Genomic DNA, 23,320 nt, shown 5'->3' on the forward strand with positions numbered 1-23,320 from the left:
GGGGGGGGGGTGGTGCGATGGGATTGTCGAGTGTGCCACCGCGGCGTCGCCGATTGGCATAGGGGTCGGCGCGCGAAAGCAGGTACCAGCGTTTTTGGGATGCCTCGATAATGAAATCGGCGCGGCGGTTTTCAGGAATCTGCGATACGGCTGAGCGTAGCGTACGGATGGTGGTAGACAGGTAATTGACAACGATATCTTCCAGGAAACGTTCCTTGATATAATTGCCGACTGTGAAGCTGCCAAGCTGCACCAGAATCACAGTGCCAAGAATGAAGAGGATCATCTGCAGCCGCAAGGAGCGCGGCCACAGCGAAGGTTTTATCATGCGTCAGGAGAGAATCGGTAGCCAATGCCCCAGACAGTCTGAATCCAGCGCGGGTCTTTGGGATCGTCTTCGACGGCGCGACGCAGACGCAGAATGGCGATATCAATGGCGCGGTCATTGCGTTCGCCTTCGTCGTCATCGCGTGCCAGTGCAAGCAGACGTTCACGGGACAACGGTTTGCCAGAGTTTTTGACCAGGGCTTCGAGCAGATTGATTTCACCCCCGGTCAGCTTGACCTGAACATTGTCTTTGAACAACTGGCGCCGGGCCGGATCAAAGGTAAAGGGGCCGAAATGCACCGGTGTTTCCTTGACCAACGCCGAGGCGCCTTTTTTACGCCGCAGTACGGTTTCAATACGTGCCAGCAGTTCGCGCGGGTCAAAGGGTTTCCCAAGATAGTCGTCGGCGCCGGATTCGAGACCGATAATGCGATCTGCCGTTTCGTCCTTGGCTGTGAGCAGAATGACCGGAATGTCTTCATTCTGGGCACGCAGCCTGCGGCAGGTTTCCACACCGTCGCCACCGGGCAGCATGCGGTCCAGCACGATCAGGTCAGGTGAGAATTTGGTTATACGCTGGGTAATATCACTGGCGTCGGGTGCAAGCAGGGTATCGTAACCGTGACGGTTCAGATATTCCGCGAGAAGCTGGCGCAGGGCAGGATCGTCATCGACGACGAGAATTTTTATCAGTTGCTTGTCCATAGTGCCTCATCTTGCCAAAGGGTGGAAAGGAGCGCAAGCGGCCGAAATACAATGAAATCAGAAAGATCGGCGGTTTGCTCAGTGCATTAACGGCTGACCTGGAAAGTGCGTGTGGTTAAAACCTTTCCGGTTGCCACATCTGTGATTTTAACCGTAACCCGGCGAGCAGTCATTGTGGGGGGGATTTCCAGTGTTCCGGCTGCCTGCTGGAAATCGGCTACGTCAAGCATGATCGGATCCAGTTCGGCGGTACCGGAACGGCCATTGCGGTAGCGGCCATTGACTGCAAATTCGATGGACGCCTGGAGATCGGGATCCTGTTCATTTTTCTTCATGAGCAGCATGCTGTAGTCAAGCTTGCCCATCGGGCCGCTGAATTCGCCAACGCGAATACCAAGTGCACTCCCGCTTGGGTCTGCCGGAATGACTTTTTTGAGCAGCGTCAGATTGTTGGCCAGATCTTTGACCTGGCTTTGGGCGTTGTTCAGTGCTTCGGTCTGCGATTCCAACTGCGACTGGAGAGCGTTGCGTTGCTGTGTGACCGATTCCAGTTGTGATTGCAACTGCTGGCGATCGGTCGAGAGCGACGAAACTTCGCTCGTCAGTTTATTGGATTCGTCCAGGCTCAGGCGCTTGGGGCCGTAATTGGTCTGCAAAAACCAGTAGCCGCCGGCGCCAATGATAACGCCGGTAAAGAGGATGCCCACCCATGGTGGCATGCGGCGATGACGACGACGGCTGCTTGTTTCAAAAACAGAAGGCTTGAAGGTGGCTCTTTTGGAAGATCCAAACATGGGTGTTTCATCCGAATATCAACAGTACTGTATTGTACATTTTCCACTGACAATTTAGCAGACGGTGCGCAGTTGCCGGTCAAGTTCGGCCAGACGTGCAGGCGTGCCGACATCGGTCCAGTTGCCGGTGTAATGATAGCCTTCCACCGAACGGGTCGCCATCGCCATGCGCAGCAGCGGCGCCAGCGGCGCCGGTTGTCCATTGTCGATATTGCGGAACAGGCTGGGGTGAAATACGCCTATACCGGCGTAGGTCAGGGCGGCGTCGCCGTTCTGACGGGGGCTCAGATAGCCTTGCGTATCCAGGCGGAAGTCGCCTTCGGGATGATGCTCGGGATTATCCACCATCAGAAGCCACGCCTGGGTCGGAGAGTCGTGCAGTCTGTTGACCACGCTGACGGCCTGCATGGGGTTCCAGTCGCACCAGACATCGCCGTTGATCACCAGAAACGGTTGATCGCCCAGCAGCGGCAGGGCATGGGCGATGCCGCCGGCGGTTTCCAGCGCGGTGGTTTCACGGGAGTACTGGATCGCCACGTCAAACTGGCTGCCATCGCCCAGTTCGGCTTCCAGGCGTTCGCCCAGCCAGGCATGGTTGATGACGATATCGGTGATGCCGACGGCCGCCAGGCGTTCCAGATGGTGAACAATCAGCGGCTTGTCGTTGACGGGCAGCAGGGGCTTGGGCAGGGTATCGGTCAGCGGGCGCATGCGTTCGCCGCGTCCTGCCGCAAGAATCATGGTTTGAATCAAAATGTATATCCTACTTTCGTTTCGATGTTGTCCAGGCGGTCCAGCAGCCTTAGCAGCGGACGGAAGGTACTGTAGCGGGCGGCGACCTGACGTACGTAGGCATTGACCCGCGGTATATGCTGCTGGTAATGGGATTTCCCGTCGCGAATCGAGAGTCGGGCAAAAACGCCCAGGATGCGTAAATTGCGCTGCAATCCCATCCATTCGTAGTCAACGTGGAAGTCGGCGAAGTCTGCGGGAACCGGAATGCCGGCCTTTTTGGCCTGTTCCCAGTAACGGATGGCCCAGTCCAGTTGCCGGGGTTCTTCCCAGGTGGTACGTGCATCCATGACCAGCGACACCAGATCGTAGGAAACAGGACCGCACACGGCATCTTGAAAATCAATGATGCCCGGGCCGGCGCCGTTTTCCGGATGGTCGTTGATCATCAAGTTTGGTGAATGGAAATCGCGGTGGACAAAGCAGATCGCCTGCCGGGCATTATGCGCCGACAGGTTATCGAAAATCGTGTCCAGCGCCGCGCGTTCCTGATCGGATAGTTCGATGTTGCAGTGGCGCGCCACATACCAGTCGGGAAACAGGGACAGTTCTTCGCGCAGCTTGACGCTGTCGTAGGAGGGGAGTTGATCAGACGGCACCTGCTGCATCCTGACCAGCGCCTGTAGCGCGCTTAGGTAGTGCGCCTGCAGGGTCGCGTCATCCATCCCGTTCACAATGCGCTGGTAATAGGTATCGTGGCCCAGATCGCTCAACAGCAGCAGGCCCTGGTCGAGCTGCGCCTCCAGAATTTTCGGCACGTTCAGTCCCGCCTGATCCAGGCGCGTGGCAATATCCACAAACGGGCGGCAGTCCTCATGGGCCGGAGGGGCATCCATGATGATCAGGCTGTCCGAGTCCGTATCCACCCGGAAGTACCGGCGAAAGCTGGCGTCGCTGGATGCAGGGCGCAGGCTGTCGGTGCGAATGCCGTATTTTGCTGCAATCGGGGCCAGCCAGGTCTGCACCAGTGCGTAGCGGGTATCGTTCACAGAGGTATCGGTCATGGCTTCTGGGGAACTGCCGGAGGAAGGGGAAGGAGCTGCGGACGTCGTCATGAATGCTTGTCGTGAAAAAGGTATGTGATATCAGTGGGTTGGGCCCGATTCTGATTTTTATTTCGGTAAATCGGGCGGGCATTGCCGTTGCCTGCACTAGATAACTATAATAACGGGCTAATGTAAAAACTGCAGGTTACCGATATTTTATGCGGTATCCTCTGGTTTGTCCTGCATCATTAGGGAGTCTGACAAGACCCGATCGCCTGGCGATGCATGTTGCAGTATGCTTTTCCCGTCTCAGTCCCGGGAAACAGGGTAACAGGACAGGTTTCTTCAATTATTTCCGGTAAAAAGCACAGTGCGAAAGATCTGTCACCTATTTCTTCTGACCGTATCCCCGATTGCTTTTGCCCAGACCGGTGTTTCGGTGCCCGGAGTGGGCCAGACATCTGCGCCACGGCTGTATGTATCGCCGATGCTCACCAGTCCGGCGCTCAACAACGATGAGATCGTCACGTTCACCGATAGCGCACGTGCGGACATCACCAACAACACCAATACCATTACTCTGGATGGCAAGTCGCAGATCCGCCGGCCTGATGCCATTCTGAAGGCCGATACCATCAACTATGACCGAAGCACCGGCACGGTAACGGCACTTGGCAATGCCCGTCTGTTTCGCGACGGCAATCTGATCACCGGCCCGGGACTGCGCTATAACATCGACAAGGTGAACGGCACCATTACGTCGCCGGTATACAGTCTGGCCACCGGTGGCCAGGGCCAGGCCAGCCAGGCCAATATCATTGACGACAATCATGTCAACCTGAAGGATGCGACGTACAGCGGCTGCAACTGCGACGAGCCGTTCTGGCAGATCCGTTCGAGCAACGTCGATCTGTATAACGATGAGAACGAAGGGATCGCCGAAGACGGCACGTTGTATATCAAAGGCGTGCCGGTGATGTGGTCGCCGTATCTGACCTTCCCGATCCGGGCAGAGAAAAAAACCGGTTTTCTGACGCCGACTTACGGCATGACCTCGCGCAGTGGTCTGGATCTTTCTGTCCCGTATTTCATCAACCTGGCGCCACAGTATGATTTGACGCTGACCCCGCGTTACCTCAGCAAACGCGGTGCGCAGCTGGGCGCAGAGTTCCGTTATCTGCAGCCGAATTATTCCGGTACGATGACCGGTGCCTATATGCACAGGGACAACGAGCTGGATCGGTCCCGCTGGATGTTTTCCTGGCGGCACCTGCAATCGCTCGGGTCCGTGCTGGGGCTCAATTTTAATCTATCGGTAGACTGGAACGCCGTCTCTGATGATGATTACTACCGTGACTTTACGGATATGACTACCATCACCCAGGCGGACAAGACCTATCTGAACCGTAATGTCACGCTCGGATTTTCTGGTTACAAATATTGGGATGGTTATCTGCAGATCCAGAAATACCAGACATTGCAGGACGCCACGACGACCGACATTTATGGCCAGTACGAGAAAGTGCCGGAATTGCGGGTCCATGGCGCGCGTTTTGATTGGCATGGCCTGGATATGGAAACTACTAATACGCTGACGCGATTTGAATATCCCACGTATTTTGGCTCCAAACTGAGCGATGAGATCATTGATCAGACAGAAGGGCATTTGCGTCCGGATGGAACGCGCTTTATGTCGTATTCCACCTTAAGCTACCCGATTGTCAGGCCCGGCTGGTACATCACTCCCAAAATCGGCCTGCATGCTTCCCAATACGAAACCGACTGGTATACGCGTTATGGCCAGCATTCGTTCTTCAGCCAAAGCGGCAACCAGCGGCGTTCGGTATCTCGCGTACTGCCCATTGTGTCCCTGGATGCCGGCATGACGTTCGAGCGTGACACCACGCTTTTCGGTTATCCGTCTACACAGACCCTGGAGCCGAGGCTCTATTATCTGTACATTCCTTATCAGGACCAGAGCGATATCCCCGTTTTTGACACTGATGTGAGTCAGTTCGGATTTGCCAGCGCCTTTTCGGAAAACCGCTATAACGGGGGATGGGATCGAATCAATAACGCCAATCAGGTTACACTGGGTTTGACTTCGCGCTGGTTTGACCGGGACACCGGCTTTCAACGCCTTGCATTGCAAGTGGCGCAGCGCGTGTATTTTGATTCGCAACGCGTAACCCTGCCGTTTGAATCTCCGCGTATTGGCACCAAGTCTGACTGGATTTTCGGCGCCGAAGCGGCGCTGACCAATAAATTTACGACCCAGGCTGCCTTGCAGATCGACCCGTATCAGGGCAAGACAACCCAGGTCTATGCTGCAGCAAAATGGACGCCCAAGCGGCTGACAACGCTCTCGCTTTCCTACCGTTACCAGCGGGATCCGTATGCGGATGAAGAGCGCAACGATATCAACCAGGGCAATCCGCTGTCCTACCAGTTGCAGGGCAAGGAAACAGTCAGCTTTGCCGGCCAGTGGCCCTTTACCAGCAAGCTGTACGGTGTGGGCAGGGTTGATTATTCCCTCAAGGAAAGCCGTGTCACCCAGCATATTCTGGGTGTCGAGTATAAAGGCGACTGCTGCTGGACCGGGCGAGTTGTTTTGAAACGTTACGCCGTTTCGAAACAGGATTCGAATTCTGCTATATTCTTTCAGTTGGAATTGGCAGGGTTGGGCTCGGTCGGGAAAGATCCTATGGACTTGTTAAGACAGAATGTGCCCGGATACGAAAGTGTCAACACCCCCGTTCCGGCCAGGACATCATTTGAAAGGTATGAATAATGCGTAAATTGGGTTTCATGCGAACAGCAGTTGCTCTCGCCATCCCCGCTATTTTTATTGTTGTGCCGCCGGTCGCGCAGGCGCAGCAGGCAAAAAAAACCGGGGCTTCACAGCAGCGTACGCCAGGGCAGTTCGCTGATGGTATTGCGGCCGTGGTCAATAATGAAATCATTACCATGCGCGAGTTGCAGCAAAGGATGGCCAGCAATCGCGTGACCACCGGCGGTCAGAACCAGGCCCAGCAGACGGTATTGCAGGCGATGATTGACGAAAAACTCATGCGTCAGGATGCCGAGCAATATGGCATCAAGATTACTGATGCACAATTGTCGCAGGCCATGGCCAATATTGCTCAGCGCAACAACCTATCGCCCGAAAAGTTGCGGCCGGCGATCGAGCAGATGGGCTTGAACTGGAATGACTATATTCGTAATCTTCGTAATGAAATGGTTATGGAAGAGTTGCGCACCCAGATTATCCAGAGTCGTGTCAATGTGAACGAATCCGATATTGATGCGTTTCTGAAACAGAATCCGACAGGTATTTTGCCTGGCCGGGAAGCCGAAAGGCAAAATCAGCCCAAGCCGCCACCGCAAAAGCAAGTGGTGGTCGAGCGCTCGTTTGTTCCCAAGGCGGTTGCCCTGCAGCATATTTATATTCGCGTGCCCGATAACTCGCCAGAGGATGTCGTTGCCGCCGCGCGCAAGAAAGCAGATGCGGCGATGGCAAAGCTGCGCCGCGGGTCTAGCTTTGAAAGCGTCGCCAAGGAATATTCCGACGGTCCCGAAGCGGCATCCGGCGGTAACCTGGGTATCCGCATGTTCGAAGACTGGCCATCGCTGTTTGTGAGCGTCACGAAAAAAGTATCGGATGGACGAACCACCGGCGTTTTCAAGGCGCCCAATGGTTTTCACATTCTCAAGGTAGTAGAGCGTCGTGGTCTGGTCCAGGAAAACAAGCGGGTCGTGACCGTGCAGCCGCCGGCGCCGCCACCGCCACCGGTACCCCCTATTGAAAAGATGGCCAAGCAGCAGGGACCGGTGAACATTACCGAGAGCAAGGTCAAACATATTCTGGTCAAAATTACGCCGGTCTTCTCCGATCAGCAGGCCCGTGCAAAAATCAATGACGTTCGCAATCAGATCGAAGGCGGCATGTCATTTGATGATGCGGCCAAGAAATTCTCGCAGGACACTTCAGCGCCACTGGGCGGGGAAATCGGCTGGATTCCGCCAGGCGTTTCCGATCCTGCGTTCGAGAAGGCCATGGGCGCCCTGCAACCCGGTCAGCTTAGTGCGCCCGTGCGTTCGCAGTTTGGCTGGCATCTGATCATGGTCGAGGATCGTCGCAGCTCGGACAAAAAGCCCGAAATCCGCCGTAACCTGGCGCGTCAATCGCTTTTCCAGAAACGTGCTGAACCTGTCTATGAAGACTGGCTGCAACAGTTGCGTGCCAAAGCGTATATTGACAACCGTCTGACGCAACAGAAAAGTAAGCCCTAGAGCAGAATAAGAATGGCAGTCCATCAGGCCCGCAAGCGTTTCGGTCAGAATTTCCTGACCGATGAAAGTGTGATCGAATCCATTGTGCGGGCGGTCAGCCCTGCGCGAGACGAAACGGTTATCGAAATCGGACCGGGCCTGTCTGCGCTCACCGGGCCGTTGCATGACCGCGTTGCGCATCTGGATGTGATCGAGATTGATCGCGATCTGGCTGCGCGCCTGCGCAAGCGCTTTGCCCCGGAGCGGCTGACGGTGCATGAGGCCGACGCCCTGAAGGTGGATTTTGCCGCTTTCGGCAAGGACCTGCGCATTGTCGGCAATCTTCCCTACAATATTTCCAGCCCATTGCTATTTCATCTGGTCGCGTTTGCCGATCATGTTCGCGATCAGCATTTCATGCTGCAGAAAGAAGTCATCGCGCGCATGGTGGCCCTTCCAGGTGAGGGCGATTACGGCAGGCTTTCGGTCATGCTGCAGGTGCGCTACGATATGCAGCATCTGTTTGATGTGCCGCCCGAAGCATTTGACCCGCCGCCCAAGGTAACCTCGGCTATCGTGCGCATGGTGCCTTTGCCGCAAACGCGCGCGCAGGCAAAAAGTGAACGCGCCTTCTCTCAGGTGGTGGCGCGGGCGTTTTCACAACGGCGAAAAATGTTGCGACGGGTGTTGGCAGACTGGCAGATAGACTGGGTTCAGGTTAATATCAAAGAGACCGCCAGGGCAGAAGAACTGTCGGTGGCCGACTATATCCGCCTGGCTGATTATCTGGTTGAGCAGGGCGTACTGGCCTGACAACCCGTGTCGCAGGACGCAACCTGTTGAGCCATAGATCTGCACCGTTGCCGATCTGCAGCCACAAGGGCTGATCTGACTTTTCAATTGTTTACAGCATTGCTTAGCGACATTGCGCAGCGATATCGTTCTGCTGCGTTGGTCTGCGGTATTGCACAGCGAAAGCGGGCAGGCGCATTCCTTCCAATCGTGTGCCTGCGCACCGTGTTCTTACCGGGCGCGACGCCCCGCCAGAAAAACCGCGACAATGTCCCGGCTACGCTGCATCAGCAGCTGTCGGGTCTGCTGCATGGTATCTTTCAGCGACATGGGCCCGCCGGGCAGGCTGAACGCCGCAGTAATACCGCCATCATAGACTTTGGCGAAGTCTTCATGCAATGAGCCGGCCAGTGCGATCAGTGGCACCTGATGCTTTTGGGTCAGGGCGGCAATACCGGCGATGGTCTTGCCGCGCAGGGTTTGTGCATCCAGCCGTCCTTCGCCGGTAATGACCAGATCGGCCTTTTGTATGTGTTCGTCCAGACCCGCATATTCCGCCACCACCTCCACGCCTGGCTTGAACACCGCTTTCAGATAGGCCAGTGCCGCAAAGCCCAGCCCTCCGGCAGCGCCGGCGCCGGGCTGCTCGCGCACATCATGGCCGGTCGCCTGCGCCGTCATATCAGCAAAGTGGCTCAGTGCCGCATCCAGAAACTGCACGTCATCCGCGCTGGCGCCTTTTTGGGGACCGAAGATGGCTGAAGCGCCGTGCTCGCCGCACAAGGGGTTGTTGACATCTGAGGCGATCAGCCATTCGGTCTTGGCAACCCGGGGATCCAGGCCGGACAGATCAATGGCTGCCAGTTCGTAAAGGGCAGCAGGCCCCTGTTTCAGTGGATTGCCGGCCTTGTCCAGGAACCGGATGCCCAGCGCGCAGAGCAGGCCGGTGCCGGCATCATTGGTGGCAGACCCGCCCAGGCCCAGCACAATCCGCCGGGCGCCGTGATCCAGGGCGGCAGAGACCAGTTGACCCAGCCCATAGGTGCTGGCGCGTCGTACATCGCGTTTGTCTTCGGTAATCTGTTCCAGTCCTGCCGCGCTGGCCATTTCAATTACGGCGGTGTCGTCGTGCAGCATGATCCAGGCAGCTGTAATCGGTTCATCCAGCGCATTGACGGTGTCCAGCGTTTGCAGCGGGGCACCGGTACTGCCAGCGATGGCTTCAACGGTTCCTTCACCGCCGTCGGCCATTGGCATCAGTACCAGGGTGGCATCAGGAGCCACTGTTTTGATGCCATCGGCAATGGCCTGGGCCACCCCGGACGAGGACAGGCTCTCCTTGAACGAGTCCGGGGCTATCACGATATAAAGCGGTTCAGTCATCAAGAAAATCATCCATACAAAGCAGTTTCATGCTGTTGGTTGCCCCGATCACGCCATAGTGGTCCCCTTGCAGGAGCAGCACCCAATCGCCGCGATCGAGTGGTTGATATTTCAGCAGTTGCGCCATCGCGGCCCGTGCGACATCGGTCTCCTTGACTGCGGCCGGATCAAAGTCGACCGGGTACACGCCACGGAAAATGGCAACGCGGTTGCGGGTGCTGTCATGCGGTGTGAGGCAGTAAATGGGAACCCCCGAACGAATACGCGACATGATAAGCGGCGTATGGCCACTTTCGCTTAGCGAGATAATGGCACGCACCTGGTGAAAATGGTTGGCCGCGTACATGGCGGCCAGCGCGATGGTTTCATCGAAGCGTGTAAACGTTTCGCCAAGCCGGTGGCGCGATTGCGTGGTGGTTGGGTGTTTTTCGGCACCCACGCAGATACGCGCCATGGCCTTGACCGTTTCCACTGGGTACAGGCCCGATGCGCTTTCACCCGACAGCATGACGGCATCGGTGTAATCGAGCACGGCATTGGCGACATCGGAAACTTCGGCGCGGGTCGGGAACGGGTGATTGATCATCGATTCCATCATTTGCGTGGCGGTAATCACAAATTTATTGAGGGTGCGCGCGTGGCGAATGATCTTTTTCTGGATGCCGACCAGCTCGGCGTCGCCCACTTCCACGCCCAGGTCTCCGCGCGCAACCATGACGCCGTCACTGGCGGTAATGAGCTCGTCCAGGGCCTGGTCATCGGCAACTGCTTCGGCCCGCTCGATCTTGGCAACGATCCAGGCCGAACTGCCGGCCTCCTGGACCAGGCGCCGGGCTTCTTCCATATCCCGTCCATAGCGCGGAAAAGAAACGGCGACAAAATCGACGCCGATCTCTGCCGCCAGCACAATATCAGCCTTGTCTTTTTCTGTCAGGCTTGGTGCGGACAGTCCGCCACCGCGGCGATTGATGCCCTTGTTGTTGGACAGCTCGCCACCGGAGGTGACAGTCGTGTAGACGTTTTGCCCTTCAATTCGCACCACTTCAAGTACGATCCGGCCATCGTCGAGCAGCAATTCATCACCCGGTCGGCAATCGGTAACCAGTTCGGGATAATCGATACCAACGATTTGTGCTGTGCCCTTGTCATAAGGATAGTCGTTGGACAGGATGAATTCCTGGCCCTGTTCCAGCACGATTTTCTGGTTTTCGAAGCGGGCGATCCGGATTTTCGGGCCCTGCAAGTCGCCCATAATCGCAATATGCACATCAAGCTTGGATTCCAGCTTGCGAATGATCCGGGCGCGTTCGCGGTGGTCTTGTGCGTCGCCGTGCGAAAAATTAAAGCGGGCAACGTTCATGCCTGCCAGAATCATGGCTTCGATCTGGGCTTCGGATGTGGTGGCGGGGCCCAGTGTGGCAACAATCTTGGTACGACGTCTGGTGCTAATCTGCTTAGTCATGTAGGCGATTCCTCGGGCGGACTCAACGGCGGGCAGCCGTTATGCTATCTGCGATAAACGGCTGAATTCAACGCAGGCCGGTGCCGGCTGCAGTCAAATTTTTTCTCTCGATCAATTCGATTTTATATCCGTCAGGGTCCTGCACAAACGCGATAACCGTTGTACCACCCTTGACCGGTCCGGCTTCACGTGTGACGTTGCCACCGGCCTGCTTGACGGCCTCACAGGCAGCATGGGCATCGGGTACGCCGATTGCAATGTGGCCATAGGCATCGCCCATATCGTATTCGGAAACGCCATGGTTATAGGTCAGTTCCAGTTCGGCCTGATGGGGGTTGGCTTCAAAACCCAGGAAGGCCAGGCTGTATTGGTATTCGGGATTTTCCGAGCGTCGCAGCAGTTTCATACCGATAACATTTGTATAGAATTCAATGGATCGTTCCAGGTCGCCGACGCGTAACATGGTGTGTAGAAATTGCATGGTGTCCTCGTAATAATGATGATGTGTTTGCGTCCCGTGGACGCGAGTTTCTATCATACACGATCGTCGTGCGCGCAGCCGGCCCGCCAGTGAGTTTGGATGGCCGTTTGCCCGCCCGTGGCGGCGGTTTTGCAATTGTCATATGCCGGTGTTCGCAGACGGTGCATCGCTGCGACTTCGACGGCAAAAGGCAGGCAGGTCGCAGCATTCCATTGCCCGTTCAAATGATCACGGTGCAATGCGGGACGGGACAGGAAGGGGCGGGTGCAATCGCCCTGTAAATGAAGATCGGGCGGCCCTCGCGTTGCGTGTCAGGCTTGCAGGGTGGGCAGGGTGGACATGTCGGTCGTTTTTAGTTTCTGCATGGCCGCTTCGTAGCCCGGCAGGATGATGCCGACTTGTTGCCAGAATCGCGCGCTGTGGTTCATCTGCTTCAAGTGGGCAAGTTCATGCGCGATGACATAGTCAATGATATCCGGTGTGAAGTGGATCAGCCGCCAGTTAAGGCGAATGCTGCCACTGCTATTGCACGAGCCCCAGCGGGCGCGGGCGCGCGACAGCCGCCATGCTTTAAACTGCAGGCCCGCATTGGTCGCAAGCGCGTGGATGCGCAGGTCAAAATATTGTTGCGCCTGCGTCTGCAGCCAGTGGGCTGCGGCGGCGCGCCGCTGTTCTGCACTGGCATTGGCGGGCAAGGCAAGCCAAAGCGTGTCCTGGATCTGGGGATGAAAGTGCTCGCCATCAAAGCGTGCCTGGTGCGCGCCAGCATCAATGTCAATTGTAATAGTCGCGCCCAGATACGGAAGTTGTGTGCAAGCAAGCCAGGACTGTTGAGCCTGGTCGGCCGTTGCGTTGCGCTGGCGCCAGAAGTCCAGTTTCTTCTGGATCCACTCGGCTTTTTCCAGCACGGCCTCGTCAATCTGCTTCAGCGAGACCCAGTAGGGCGCCGTCACGCGCAAGCCCTCACTGCCGATCACAAAGCCGATACTGCGGCGTCTGCTGCGTGCCAGGGTAAAGGTAATGAGCCCGTGTAAGGTTGCCACGTTGCGCAGGCGTGCGCCCTCGGGCAGGCTTGGAGTAGACGTACGGAATAGTTCAGACTGCGACGTCATGATAGCGTTCGGGATTGAGCACACGCATTTCACCTTCGATCCAGTCACGCACCTCTTTCATGACTTCGTCTGGCGTCCTGCCTGCCGGTTCAATTGGCGGGCCAAAGGAAATGGTAACCACGCCCGGTTTTTTGGTGAACGGTTTTTTGGGCCAGCACTCCCCGGCATTATGCGCGACCGGAATGATCGGCGTGTTGGCATGGACGGCCAGTCGTGTGCCGCCCAGCTTGTAGGCGCCGGCCTGACCCGGCGGGATGCGTGTTCCTTCGGGAAAGAGTACGGGAGAGCGGCCTTCGGCCAGGCGCTGGGTGCCGATTTCCATGACCTGCTGCATGGCATTTTTCCCTTTCTGCCGATTGATGGCTATATTGCGCAGACTGGCCAGGCCCCAGCCAAAAAAAGGAATGTAATTGAGTTCCTTTTTATAGACGAAGCAAGCCGGCCGGCGCAGAAACCAGGCAAAAAACATGGTCTCGTAGGTAGATTGATGCTTGCTCAGATAAATAACCGGTGCATCGGGGACATGGTGCAGGCCTTTTATTTCGTAGCGAATGCCGACAAATATTTTGGCAGCCCAAATCACCATGCGTGGCCAGCCTGCGGTATAGCGATAGCGCCAGATAAAGGGCAGCGGCAATACCAGCATGCAGCCGATGGCGTAGGGTACAACGGTTACTGCCTGAAAAAGCAGAAAAAGAATAGAGCGCAAAAAGAGCATGATCAGGATTCCGTAAGCCAGCTTTCGACCACATCGGCCAGGGTAGGCCTGATTTGTACTGATTCGGGCAGACCGGGGTCGTTGCGGGTCTTCTGTCCGTTGCCAGTTTCCACCAACCAGGTCTGGCATCCAGCTACATGTGCAGCGGTGATATCCCTGAGGGAATCGCCGACACACACGACTTCGTGGGCAGGTGCATCATAGCGTTTGAGTATTTCCAGGAACATGCCGGGCAGTGGCTTGCGGCAGCTGCATCCGGCATCCGGCAGATGCGGGCACATGAAAATAGCGTCAATGTGGCCACCCAACGCAGCCAGTTGCTGTTGCATTTTCTGGTGAATGGCGGTCAGGTCATCGGGCGTGAATAGCCCTCGTCCCAGGCCAGACTGATTGGTGGCCACGACCACCTTCCAGCCGGCGCGGCTAAGACGGGCAATGGCTTCAAGACTGCCGGGCAGGGCCACCCATTCATCGGCAGATTTAATGAAATCCGGCCGATCTTCGTTGATGACGCCGTCGCGATCAAGAATGGCCAGCTTCATTGGGCCAGCCTTGAAATATCGGCCACCAGATTCATGGTGGCGTGCAGTTGCGACAGCAAGGCCAGGCGATTGTTGCGAACGGCCGGGTCATCGGCCATCACCATCACATGGGTAAAGAAGTCATCTACGGCACTGCGGGTTTGCGCCACCGCCGCCAGGCTTTTCTCAAAATGTCCCTGGGCAGCGTCCGCGTGCGCCGCTGCTTCGATTCCATGCAGCGCATCGTACAGTGCTTTTTCGGCAGGTTCGGTGAAAAGGGACGGCTCAATGGCAGGCAGGCTGCCTTCGGTTTTTTTCAGTAGATTGCCGATTCGTTTGTTGGCCGCGGCCAGGCTTTCTGCTTCCGGCAATTGGGCAAACGCCGTTACGGCCTTGATCCTTGCGGCCACTTCCTGCAGCGCAGGCTGCACGGCGATCACTGCATCCACCACGGATTTTGCATAGTTGCCGCTGAGCTGATTGCGATATCGTTCATAGATATAGATCAGCACCTCGTCTGCCGTATCCGAATGCAGCGTGCCGGCGTTGAAGGTGCCCATGGCAAAAGCCAGCAACGCCGGCAGATTAAAGCGTGTTGGGTTCGCTGGTGCGGCGGCCAGATAGCCGCCGGCCGCCAGCTGCTCAACCGCACTGATAATGCCCAGCGCCGCGCGGCGCAGCCCGAACGGGTCGCGTTCACCTGAAGGCTGCAACCCGATGCCCCAGATGCCGACCAGCGTTTCAATGCGTTCGGCAATGAACAGGATGGCCGAGATCAGGTTATCGTCGTTGACGGGGGTATCGAACCGTGTGCGGTACTGGCCGTTGAGCGCCTGGACCACTTGAGCGGGCTCGCCATCGGCCTGGGCGTAGTAGCCGCCCATGATACCTTGCAGCTCGGGAAACTCCCCAACCATATTAGAAGTCAGATCGGCCTTGGCAAGCTGCGCTGCGCGGTCGGCCAGGGCGACTTTGGCGTTCAGGTCCTCGGCAAGGCGCGAACTGATGCGACGCAGACGTTCGATACGGTCATGCTGGGAACCGAGCTTGTTGTGATAGACGATATTGTCCAGTTGCGCAACACGCGAGGCCAGTGGCAGCTTTCTATCGGTCTCGAAAAAGAATTCGGCATCGGCCAGGCGGGGGCGGATTACCCGTTCGTTGCCCTGGATAATATGATGCGGATCGGCCACGTGCATATTACTGACGATCAGGAATTTGTGGATCAGTCTGCCGCTGGCCGGATCGAACAGCGGAAAATACTTCTGATTCAGACGCATAGTCAGAATCAGGCATTCCTGCGGCACAGCCAGAAATTTCTCATCGAATTGCCCGACATAAACGGTCGGGTGTTCAACCAGGGCAGTCACCTCGTCCAGTAGCGGCGTTACCTCTGCTTCGTCCCCCAGCGAGGCGCCCAGCGTTTTTACGGACTCATCAAGCTGCTGGCGGATGGCGGTGCGGCGCGCTTCGAAAGAGGCGATGACACGGCCTTTGTCAGCCAGCGTCGCTTCATAGTCATCTGCATGGGCCAGGGTGATGGGGCCTTCGCTCATGAAGCGGTGGCCGTGTGTGCTGTTGCCGGCTTCGATACCCAGAATGGTGACGGGCAACACTGTACTGCCGTGTAGCACGACCAGGCCATGGACCGGCCGCACAAAACGTACGCTTGTCTGGCCGTCGGCCAATTGATAACGCATGACCTTGGGAATGGGCAGGTCTGCCAATGCCGATTCAATGGCGGCCTGCAGCACATTTTGCAATTGCGCACCGGCAGCGGTGCCATGGGCAACCAGGTATTCCTGCTTGCCATCGGATTCACGGGCAAGTTCTGCCGGCGTCAGGTGCGACAGATTTTTCGCCGCCAGTTTTTTCTGCAGGGCGGGCGTGGCCTGGCCATTTGCATCCAGGCCCACTTTGACAGGCATGAGTTTTTCGGAAAACGGCTGGTCGGCAGCGACCGCAAGTACGCTGCTTAACTGCGCTGCCAGCCGGCGCGGGGTCGCATAGCATTGGGTCACATTGTCGGGACCCAGCAAATGCTGTTTGGCCAGAGCCTGCGCGAGGCTGTCGGCGAACGTCTGTCCGAGTTTTTGCAGGGCCCGCGGTGGTAGTTCTTCGGTAAACAGTTCAACAAGTAAGGGCGAATTCATGATACTGCCTTGTTATTCTTGAGCATAGGGAAGCCGAGTTGCTCGCGTGAATCATAGTAGGCCTGGGCGACCTTGCGCGACAGATTGCGGATGCGGCCGATATAGGCAGCGCGTTCCGTTACGCTGATGGCGCCGCGCGCGTCAAGCATATTGAATGTGTGGGCAGCCTTCAGGACCGATTCATACGCAGGCAGGGCCAGCGGAATCTCGACCAGACGGGCGGCTTCTTTTTCGTAGTCGTTAAAATGCGCAAACAACATATCGGTATTGGCATATTCAAAGTTGTAGGTCGACTGTTCCACTTCGTTCTGGTGGAACACATCGCGATACAGCACTTTTTCACCATTGGGTCGCAAGGTCCACACCAGGTCGTAAACGCTTTCCACATCCTGCAGATACATGGCCAACCGTTCCAGGCCGTACGTGATTTCACCCAGGGTGGCAGGGCAGTCCAGGCCGCCCACCTGTTGGAAATACGTAAACTGGGTCACTTCCATGCCATTGAGCCAGACTTCCCAGCCCAGTCCCCAGGCGCCGAGTGTGGGGTTTTCCCAATCGTCTTCGACGAAGCGGATGTCATGCTCCTGTGGGTTGATGCCCAGTGCCTTAAGAGAGCCGATGTACAGGTCCAGAATATCCGGCGGCGCCGGCTTGAGGACAACCTGGTATTGATAATAATGCTGCAGGCGGTTCGGATTTTCGCCATAGCGACCATCCTTGGGGCGGCGCGACGGTTGCACATAGGCAGCGTGCCACGGCTCGGGCCCGATGGCGCGCAGAAACGTGGCAGTGTGCGATGTACCGGCTCCCACTTCCATATCGTAGGGCTGCAGCAGCGCGCAACCTTGGGTATCCCAGTATTCCTGGAGTTTCAGGATAATCTGCTGAAAAGTTAGCATGGACGGACTCAAGATAATTAGAAAAAGCTGAATCGCCGATTTTAACGGATTTGCTGCGGTATTCGGCTGTTTCTTGCAAGATGGCAACCATATGGGCGGATTTTGCGCGCGGAATGATTTAAAGTTCTGGTATCCCGAAAATGGCAGTCTGGAGATCTCATGTCTGAATTAATCAAGTCTGAAATACGTGGTCGCGTCCTTATTCTGACGATCAATCGTCCCGAGGCGCGCAACGCGCTCACCTACGACACTTCATTTGCGCTGGCCGATGCGCTGGACCGGCTTGACGCCGATGACAATCTGACCGTCGGTATCTTGCGCGGTGAAGGCAATACCTTTTGCTCTGGCATGGATCTGAAGGAATTTGCCCGTACCCAGCGCCGTGCGGTGGTTCCGGGACGCGGGCTGGGCGGGCTGGCCGAAGCGCCACCGGCCAAGCCGCTGATTGCCGCCGTTGAAGGCTATGCGCTGGCCGGCGGGTTTGAGCTGGCCCTGGCCTGCGACCTGATTGTCGCCGCCGATAACGCCAGTTTCGGGCTGCCCGAAGTCAAGCGTGGTCTGGTCCCCGGATCGGGCGGCATGTTGCGCCTGCCACGCCGGCTGCCGTACCACGTCGCCATGGAAGCCCTGCTGACTGGCGATATGATTGCCGCAAAACGCGCTCACGAGCTCGGTTTGGTCAACGATCTGGTGGAACCCGGCACGGCACTGGAAGCTGCGTTAAAATTGGCAGAGAAGATCGCTGCAAACGGGCCGCTGGCGGTTCGCACGGTCAAGCAGATCGTGACCGAGTCCCAGGACTGGCGCTCAGACGATATGTTTGCCCTGCAGAACCCCCGCATGGCCCACATTTTTTCATCGGAAGATGCCAAGGAAGGCGCGACTGCCTTCGCCGAAAAACGTCCGCCCGTCTGGAAGGGCAGGTAACTTTTACTAGCAAATACATTAATCATGACAACTGTAATCAAACAAGATGATCTGGTCCAATCTATTGCAGATGCAATCCAGTTCATCAGCTACTACCATCCGGCCGATTATATTCAGCATCTGGCCCGTGCCTATGAACGCGAGCAAAGTGCGGCGGCCAAGGACGCGATTGCCCAGATCCTGACCAACTCGCGCATGTGCGCTGAGGGCAAGCGTCCTATCTGCCAGGATACGGGCATTGTGAATGTATTCCTGAAAGTGGGCATGGACGTGCGCTTTGATCTGTCCTGTACCCTGCAGGAGGCTTGTGATGAAGGCGTACGTCGCGGTTACCTGGACACGGACAACAAACTGCGTGCTTCGGTATTGTCCGACCCGATTTTCGAGCGCAAAAATACCAAGGACAACACGCCCTGTATTTTGCATGTGGAACTGGTGCCGGGCAATACGGTTGATGTACAGGTCGCTTCCAAGGGAGGCGGTTCCGAGAATAAATCCAAGTTCGCCATGCTCAACCCCAGCGATTCCATCGTGGATTGGGTATTGAAAACCGTGCCGCTCATGGGAGCAGGCTGGTGCCCGCCAGGAATGCTGGGCATCGGGGTTGGCGGCACTGCCGAAAAAGCCATGCTGATGGCCAAGCAGTCGCTGATGGAAGACATCGACATGTACGAGCTGCTGGCCCGTGGTCCGCAAAACAAACTGGAAGCGTTGCGGATCGAACTGTACGAAAAAGTGAATGCATTGGGCATTGGCGCTCAGGGCCTGGGCGGCCTGACAACGGTGCTGGATATCAAGATCAATACCTATCCGACCCATGCGGCCTCTAAACCCATCGCCATGATCCCTAACTGCGCTGCGACTCGCCACGTGCATTTTGTACTGGATGGATCGGGCGTGGCGAACCTGACGCCGCCATCGCTGTCCGACTGGCCTGATGTGCACTGGGCCCCTGATTACAATGCTTCCAAGCAGGTGAACCTGGATACGCTGACCAAAGAAGAAGTGGCCAGCTGGGAGCCCGGCCAGACGCTGCTCTTGAACGGCAAAATGCTCACCGGCCGCGACGCGGCGCACAAGCGCATTCAGGACATGCTGGCAAAAGGCGAACCGCTGCCTGTCGATTTCACCAACCGTGTCATCTATTATGTCGGTCCGGTGGATCCGGTGCGTGATGAAGTGGTGGGGCCTGCAGGTCCAACCACGGCTACCCGCATGGATAAGTTCACTGACATGATGCTGGAAAAAACCGGCCTGATCGCGATGATCGGCAAGGCCGAGCGCGGTCCCGTCGCCATCGAATCAATCAAGAATCATCGCTCTGCCTATCTGATGGCAGTGGGTGGGTCGGCCTATCTGGTATCGAAAGCCATTCGTGGCGCCAAAGTGGTCGGGTTCGAAGACCTGGGCATGGAAGCGATTTACGAATTTGACGTGAAGGATATGCCGGTGACAGTTGCCGTCGACTCCAGCGGCACCTCGGTCCACAAAACGGGCCCGCGCGAGTGGCAGGCAAAAATCGGTATTATTCCGGTCCCTGCCTGATGCATTGAAGCTTCATTCAGGTGAAATAAAACGGCCTGCAGCCTGGCGCTGCAGGCCGTTTTTGTTTGGATCATCCGTCCGATGGCATTATGACGTTGCCAACGCCGCCATGGGGCCGCCGGTTCAGGCCGGATAAATGGGCCTGGCACACGTGAGGTTGAGGCAAAGGATTGTCATTATCGTCAACGCACCAGCCCCTGGGTTTTTAGCCAATCCTGAATCAGTCCTGATATTTGCCGGGAATTGGTATCCATCATCAGCATGTGGCTGTTGCCGTGAATTCCCTGCGCCGGCAGATCCAGCAGGTCACCGTGGCCGCCGGCCCGGTTCAATGTGGCACGGAAACCTTCCTGTCTTTCCTTGATGCGCTTCCAGAATGGGTAGTCCTGAATGTAATCACCCCATACCCATAGCATCGGCACATCACGCAAGGGTGTCAGATCCGTTTTGTCCGGGTCTGGCGAACCGCTAGGTTCGATCAACACCACGGCCTTGACTTTGTCTGGGTATTTCAGGGCCGATGTCAGCGCAAAATTGCCACCCTGGCTATGCACAACGATCACGCATGGGCAGGCCTGTTGCACATACTGGTCATAGGCTTGCTGCGTGCGCTCGTCGTTTGTCGCCCAGCGCGGTATGCTTTGCTTGGCGAACTGGTCGAAATCGGCAATTGGAAACAGGGTGCCAGGGATAGCTTGCCGCACTTGCGGATCGCTCGCATAGGTCTTGCCGATGCGGAACAATTCCCAGGCTTCCTTTTTGGTGCGGAACACGGGCTCGCCCTGGAAAATTTCAGGATAGCGCGCCCATGATGCGCGGCCGCGTTCGACCGCATCGCTCACATACACACTCCAGCCGTCGCGCAGAAAATCCATTTCCCAGCCCGGTTTGCCGTCAGGCTTGGTTTCATACGTCGTTCCCGACAGACCACCGCCGTGCCACAGCAACATGGGCACACTGGCGCGCGGCTTTTCCAGGATGGTGTAACGCGTGTACATTTGCCCGGCGACAAAATCGCCATTGGGATCCAGCGTCACCGGCGGCGAGCCCGGGCTGAACACCATTTTCTTGGTTGGCAAGCCTTTGAGCGTGACCTGTTCGCCACCGATGTGATAGCTGCCGACTTCCTTTACGTTTAGTCCGCCGGTCTGTGCGCATCCGGCCAATAGTACGATGGCTGGAAGCGCCCACGCCAAAACCCGCGTTGAATTACCCATGTGTTGTCTCCTCTGGCGGCATATACCCGGTGAACGCCCGTTGCGCCATGCACTCGGCCGCTTGACGAGTGTGCCAACACCAGGGTCAGTATTTATTTCGAACGATTATAAGCTGCCCTGGCCATGAGCAAGTCAGGAGTAGTGGATATTCGCTGCAACCTAATCTGTGTCTACTTTGTGCAGCCGAAGGTTGGTGCAAGGTATATTGCGATGGTGATTTCTGACGGAAAGCTTATACGCAAGCCGATGTAGCGAAAGAGCGCACAGCTATAAAACTCTCCGACGGTGCATACAAATACCTCCGGTGCAGAACGAACCAACTTATGCAGTTGTAATTGGTTACACAATGATGTCTTATGACTCCCTTGCGAGGGTCTTAAGGTTGGGTATTTCCCAATTGTTTCCCTTATCTGCCCTCTGTAACCTTGCGCTGTTCAAGTCAGCCTCCGCATTATTGCGGCACGAGGCTGGCTTTTTACCTTATTTTCAAAGGAACTGTAATGAAGATAAATGCGACACGCATGGTTCTGATAGCCCTGCTCGGTGGACTTGCGACAACAGCGCAGGCGGCAGGCACACTGGTCTATTGCTCAGAAGGCAGTCCGGCCGGTTTTGATACAGCACAATACAGCGCCGGTACCGATTTCGATGTCTCTGCCGAAACAGTCTACAACGGGCTGGTGGGATTTGAACGCGGCTCTACCGAAGTGATCCCTGCGTTGGCTGAAAAATGGGATGTTTCCGAAGATGGCCTGGTGTACACCTTCCATCTGCGTCCGGGCGTCAAGTTTCAAACGTCGCGCTTTTTCACCCCCACGCGCGGGCTGACTGCAGATGACGTGGTGTATACCTTCGAGCGCATGATGAGCAAGGACCATCCGTTTCGCAAGGCCTATCCGACGGAATTCCCATACTTTACCGATATGGGCATGGACAAAAACCTGAAGTCGGTGGAAAAAGTGGATGACAATACGGTCAAGTTTACGCTCAACGAAGTGGATGCCGCTTTTGTACAGAATATGGCCATGCCGTTTGCCATTATTCATTCCAAGGAATATATGGAAAAGCTGCTTGCCGACGGCAAACCGGAGATGATCAACCAGCAACCGCTGGGTACCGGCCCGTTTATTTTCGAGCGTTATCAGAAAGATGCCCAGATTCGCTACAAGGCCAACAAAGACTATTGGGACAAGGCAGAAGGTCCGTTGGTGGATAATCTGATTTTCGCCATCACCAAAGATCCTTCTGTACGCGCCCAGAAGCTCAAGGCCAATGAGTGCCAGCTGGCTTCGTATCCCTTGCCGGCCGATGTTGAACGCCTCAAGCAGGATCCCAATCTGAAAGTGCAGTCCAATCCCGGCTTTAACGTGGGTTTCATTTATTACAACACTGAAAAAGAGCAATTAAAGAAACCCGAGGTACGCATAGCGCTGGACATGGCCATCAACAAACCGGCCATTATCAAGGCGGTCTATGGCGGGCAGGGCGTGCTGGCCGATGGTCCCATGCCGTCCAGCCAGTGGTCCTATGACGACACCATTAAAAGCCGTCCGACAGACGTTGCCAAGGCCAAGGAGCTGCTGGCGCAAGCGGGTTACCCCAACGGGTTTGACATGGGCCTATGGTCTTTGCCCGTGGTGCGTCCCTATAACCCGAATGGCCGCCTGATGGCCGAAATGATTCAATCGGACTGGGCCAAAATTGGTGTCAAGGTCAAAATCAGTACCTATGAATGGGGCGAATACCTCAAGCGCGCCAAACAGGGCACGCATGACGCCATCATGGTGGGCTGGACCGGCGATAACGGTGATCCGGACAATTGGCTGGGCAACCTGCTGTCGTGCAATTCGGTCGGCGGCGTCAACTATTCGCGCTTCTGCTATAAACCGTTTGACGATCTGGTGGTCAAGGCCAAGCGCGTAACTGACAAGCAGGAACGCACCAAGCTGTATAAGGAAGCCCAGAAAATCTTCCATGAACAGATGCCCATGTCGCCTATCGGCACATCGATTGTGAACGTCCCCATGAACAAGAAAGTCGAAGGCTTCAAGATCAGTCCTTTCGGCCTCTTTCAATTCTATGGCGTCAGTCTGAAATAACGATTTCGCCTATCGTAAGAGTCAAAACGAAGGCTGCCCCGAGCGGGGTGGCTTTCGCTTTGCCATTTGTATTTTCAGGACACGTGCAATAAACCGGTCATATTTCATATGGTCTGAGTGTCCACGGAGGCTGGC

19 protein-coding genes and 1 pseudogene are annotated in these 23,320 nt (G+C 56.4%); 6 read left to right on the forward strand and 14 right to left on the reverse strand.

Annotated elements, in window-relative coordinates; genetic code table 11:
* From INT32_RS10615 to INT32_RS10635, 5 genes and pseudogenes are all read right to left on the reverse strand, one after another.
* Nucleotides 1-328, reverse strand: a pseudogene (locus INT32_RS10615) (ATPase); the annotation flags it as partial.
* Complete coding sequence (locus INT32_RS10620; protein WP_193088709.1) at nt 325-1,032, reverse strand: response regulator; 708 nt, start codon at nt 1,030-1,032, stop codon at nt 325-327. The pseudogene INT32_RS10615 and the gene INT32_RS10620, both read right to left, overlap by 4 nt.
* Before the next feature lie 86 nt (nt 1,033-1,118).
* The gene (locus INT32_RS10625) at nt 1,119-1,826 is read right to left on the reverse strand and encodes a hypothetical protein (protein WP_193088710.1); all 708 of its coding nucleotides are present in this window, start codon (nt 1,824-1,826) and stop codon (nt 1,119-1,121) included.
* 54 nt (nt 1,827-1,880) lie between these two features.
* On the reverse strand, nt 1,881-2,576 hold the full coding sequence (murU, locus tag INT32_RS10630; RefSeq protein WP_193088874.1) for an N-acetylmuramate alpha-1-phosphate uridylyltransferase MurU: 696 nt from the start codon (nt 2,574-2,576) through the stop codon (nt 1,881-1,883).
* A complete protein-coding gene (locus tag INT32_RS10635; protein WP_370540214.1) occupies nt 2,576-3,673 on the reverse strand; it encodes an aminoglycoside phosphotransferase family protein in 1,098 nt (365 codons plus the stop codon). Before INT32_RS10635 ends, murU begins: the two co-directional genes overlap by 1 nt.
* Before the next feature lie 301 nt (nt 3,674-3,974).
* Here INT32_RS10635 and INT32_RS22370 point away from each other — a divergent pair, with 301 nt between their 5' ends.
* From INT32_RS22370 to rsmA, 3 genes are read left to right on the forward strand one after another with little or no spacing between them, the layout of a single operon-like run.
* Nucleotides 3,975-6,395, forward strand: coding sequence for an LPS-assembly protein LptD (locus tag INT32_RS22370; protein WP_193088711.1), 2,421 nt, complete (start codon nt 3,975-3,977; stop codon nt 6,393-6,395).
* Nucleotides 6,395-7,897: a peptidylprolyl isomerase gene (locus tag INT32_RS10645; protein WP_193088712.1), complete on the forward strand. Its 1,503-nt coding sequence runs from the start codon at nt 6,395-6,397 to the stop codon at nt 7,895-7,897. Before INT32_RS22370 ends, INT32_RS10645 begins: the two co-directional genes overlap by 1 nt.
* A gap of 12 nt (nt 7,898-7,909) precedes the next feature.
* Entirely contained in the window at nt 7,910-8,689 is a 780-nt protein-coding gene (gene rsmA, locus INT32_RS10650) for a 16S rRNA (adenine(1518)-N(6)/adenine(1519)-N(6))-dimethyltransferase RsmA (RefSeq protein ID WP_193088713.1), read from the forward strand.
* Nucleotides 8,690-8,899: 210 nt separating this feature from the next.
* Here the strand turns inward: rsmA and INT32_RS10655 are convergent, their stop codons facing one another.
* The 8 genes from INT32_RS10655 to glyQ all read right to left on the reverse strand — a co-directional run bounded on the left by INT32_RS10655 (nt 8,900) and on the right by glyQ (nt 17,397).
* Nucleotides 8,900-10,051: a glycerate kinase gene (locus tag INT32_RS10655; protein ID WP_193088714.1), complete on the reverse strand. Its 1,152-nt coding sequence runs from the start codon at nt 10,049-10,051 to the stop codon at nt 8,900-8,902.
* Nucleotides 10,044-11,501, reverse strand: a complete 1,458-nt coding sequence (gene pyk, locus INT32_RS10660) for a pyruvate kinase (RefSeq protein WP_193088876.1) — start codon at nt 11,499-11,501, stop codon at nt 10,044-10,046. The genes INT32_RS10655 and pyk overlap by 8 nt, the downstream gene beginning before the upstream one ends.
* 79 nt (nt 11,502-11,580) lie before the next feature.
* Nucleotides 11,581-11,994 (reverse strand): lactoylglutathione lyase, encoded by a 414-nt coding sequence (gloA, locus tag INT32_RS10665; RefSeq protein ID WP_226816898.1) that lies wholly within the window; start codon nt 11,992-11,994, stop codon nt 11,581-11,583.
* 311 nt (nt 11,995-12,305) lie between these two features.
* Nucleotides 12,306-13,106 carry a M48 family metallopeptidase gene (locus tag INT32_RS10670; RefSeq protein ID WP_193088716.1) on the reverse strand — a complete coding sequence of 267 codons (801 nt, stop codon included), beginning with the start codon at nt 13,104-13,106 and terminating at the stop codon, nt 12,306-12,308.
* Nucleotides 13,090-13,824, reverse strand: coding sequence for a 1-acyl-sn-glycerol-3-phosphate acyltransferase (locus INT32_RS10675; RefSeq protein WP_193088717.1), 735 nt, complete (start codon nt 13,822-13,824; stop codon nt 13,090-13,092). Before INT32_RS10675 ends, INT32_RS10670 begins: the two co-directional genes overlap by 17 nt.
* A 2-nt stretch (nt 13,825-13,826) precedes the next feature.
* On the reverse strand, nt 13,827-14,366 hold the full coding sequence (gene gmhB / locus INT32_RS10680) for a D-glycero-beta-D-manno-heptose 1,7-bisphosphate 7-phosphatase (protein ID WP_193088718.1): 540 nt from the start codon (nt 14,364-14,366) through the stop codon (nt 13,827-13,829).
* Entirely contained in the window at nt 14,363-16,498 is a 2,136-nt protein-coding gene (gene glyS / locus INT32_RS10685; RefSeq protein WP_193088719.1) for a glycine--tRNA ligase subunit beta, read from the reverse strand. Before glyS ends, gmhB begins: the two co-directional genes overlap by 4 nt.
* Nucleotides 16,495-17,397, reverse strand: coding sequence for a glycine--tRNA ligase subunit alpha (glyQ, locus tag INT32_RS10690; RefSeq protein ID WP_193088720.1), 903 nt, complete (start codon nt 17,395-17,397; stop codon nt 16,495-16,497). Before glyQ ends, glyS begins: the two co-directional genes overlap by 4 nt.
* 159 nt (nt 17,398-17,556) lie before the next feature.
* Between glyQ and INT32_RS10695 the strand changes: the two genes are divergently transcribed.
* Together INT32_RS10695 and INT32_RS10700 are read left to right on the forward strand one after the other, a co-directional pair.
* Entirely contained in the window at nt 17,557-18,324 is a 768-nt protein-coding gene (locus INT32_RS10695; RefSeq protein WP_193088721.1) for a crotonase/enoyl-CoA hydratase family protein, read from the forward strand.
* Nucleotides 18,325-18,348: 24 nt separating this feature from the next.
* Nucleotides 18,349-19,869: a fumarate hydratase gene (locus INT32_RS10700; protein WP_193088722.1), complete on the forward strand. Its 1,521-nt coding sequence runs from the start codon at nt 18,349-18,351 to the stop codon at nt 19,867-19,869.
* Nucleotides 19,870-20,051: 182 nt separating this feature from the next.
* Here INT32_RS10700 and INT32_RS10705 read toward each other — a convergent pair whose 3' ends face one another.
* Entirely contained in the window at nt 20,052-21,086 is a 1,035-nt protein-coding gene (locus INT32_RS10705; RefSeq protein ID WP_193088723.1) for an alpha/beta fold hydrolase, read from the reverse strand.
* A gap of 500 nt (nt 21,087-21,586) precedes the next feature.
* On the opposite strand from INT32_RS10705, the gene INT32_RS10710 reads away from it, so the two are divergent.
* Complete coding sequence (locus INT32_RS10710) at nt 21,587-23,185, forward strand: ABC transporter substrate-binding protein (RefSeq protein ID WP_193088724.1); 1,599 nt, start codon at nt 21,587-21,589, stop codon at nt 23,183-23,185.
* The last annotated feature ends 135 nt before the right edge of the window (nt 23,186-23,320 follow it).

It is taken from the genome of Advenella sp. FME57 (genome assembly GCF_014897675.1).
Classification (GTDB): Bacteria; Pseudomonadota; Gammaproteobacteria; order Burkholderiales; family Burkholderiaceae_B; genus Advenella.

What these genes read in the sequence shown, in the direction of transcription:
- gloA (WP_226816898.1), bottom strand. Translation starts at nt 11,994, where the DNA reads ATGCAATTTCTACACACCATGTTACGCGTCGGCGACCTGGAACGATCC.
- glyS (WP_193088719.1), bottom strand. Translation starts at nt 16,498, where the DNA reads ATGAATTCGCCCTTACTTGTTGAACTGTTTACCGAAGAACTACCACCG.
- rsmA (WP_193088713.1), top strand. Translation starts at nt 7,910, where the DNA reads ATGGCAGTCCATCAGGCCCGCAAGCGTTTCGGTCAGAATTTCCTGACC.
- INT32_RS10670 (WP_193088716.1), bottom strand. Translation starts at nt 13,106, where the DNA reads ATGACGTCGCAGTCTGAACTATTCCGTACGTCTACTCCAAGCCTGCCC.
- INT32_RS10675 (WP_193088717.1), bottom strand. Translation starts at nt 13,824, where the DNA reads ATGCTCTTTTTGCGCTCTATTCTTTTTCTGCTTTTTCAGGCAGTAACC.
- INT32_RS10700 (WP_193088722.1), top strand. Translation starts at nt 18,349, where the DNA reads ATGACAACTGTAATCAAACAAGATGATCTGGTCCAATCTATTGCAGAT.
- INT32_RS10655 (WP_193088714.1), bottom strand. Translation starts at nt 10,051, where the DNA reads ATGACTGAACCGCTTTATATCGTGATAGCCCCGGACTCGTTCAAGGAG.
- glyQ (WP_193088720.1), bottom strand. Translation starts at nt 17,397, where the DNA reads ATGCTAACTTTTCAGCAGATTATCCTGAAACTCCAGGAATACTGGGAT.
- INT32_RS10620 (WP_193088709.1), bottom strand. Translation starts at nt 1,032, where the DNA reads ATGGACAAGCAACTGATAAAAATTCTCGTCGTCGATGACGATCCTGCC.
- INT32_RS10635 (WP_370540214.1), bottom strand. Translation starts at nt 3,673, where the DNA reads ATGACGACGTCCGCAGCTCCTTCCCCTTCCTCCGGCAGTTCCCCAGAA.
- INT32_RS10705 (WP_193088723.1), bottom strand. Translation starts at nt 21,086, where the DNA reads ATGGGTAATTCAACGCGGGTTTTGGCGTGGGCGCTTCCAGCCATCGTA.
- gmhB (WP_193088718.1), bottom strand. Translation starts at nt 14,366, where the DNA reads ATGAAGCTGGCCATTCTTGATCGCGACGGCGTCATCAACGAAGATCGG.
- INT32_RS10645 (WP_193088712.1), top strand. Translation starts at nt 6,395, where the DNA reads ATGCGTAAATTGGGTTTCATGCGAACAGCAGTTGCTCTCGCCATCCCC.
- INT32_RS10625 (WP_193088710.1), bottom strand. Translation starts at nt 1,826, where the DNA reads ATGTTTGGATCTTCCAAAAGAGCCACCTTCAAGCCTTCTGTTTTTGAA.
- INT32_RS10710 (WP_193088724.1), top strand. Translation starts at nt 21,587, where the DNA reads ATGAAGATAAATGCGACACGCATGGTTCTGATAGCCCTGCTCGGTGGA.
- INT32_RS10695 (WP_193088721.1), top strand. Translation starts at nt 17,557, where the DNA reads ATGTCTGAATTAATCAAGTCTGAAATACGTGGTCGCGTCCTTATTCTG.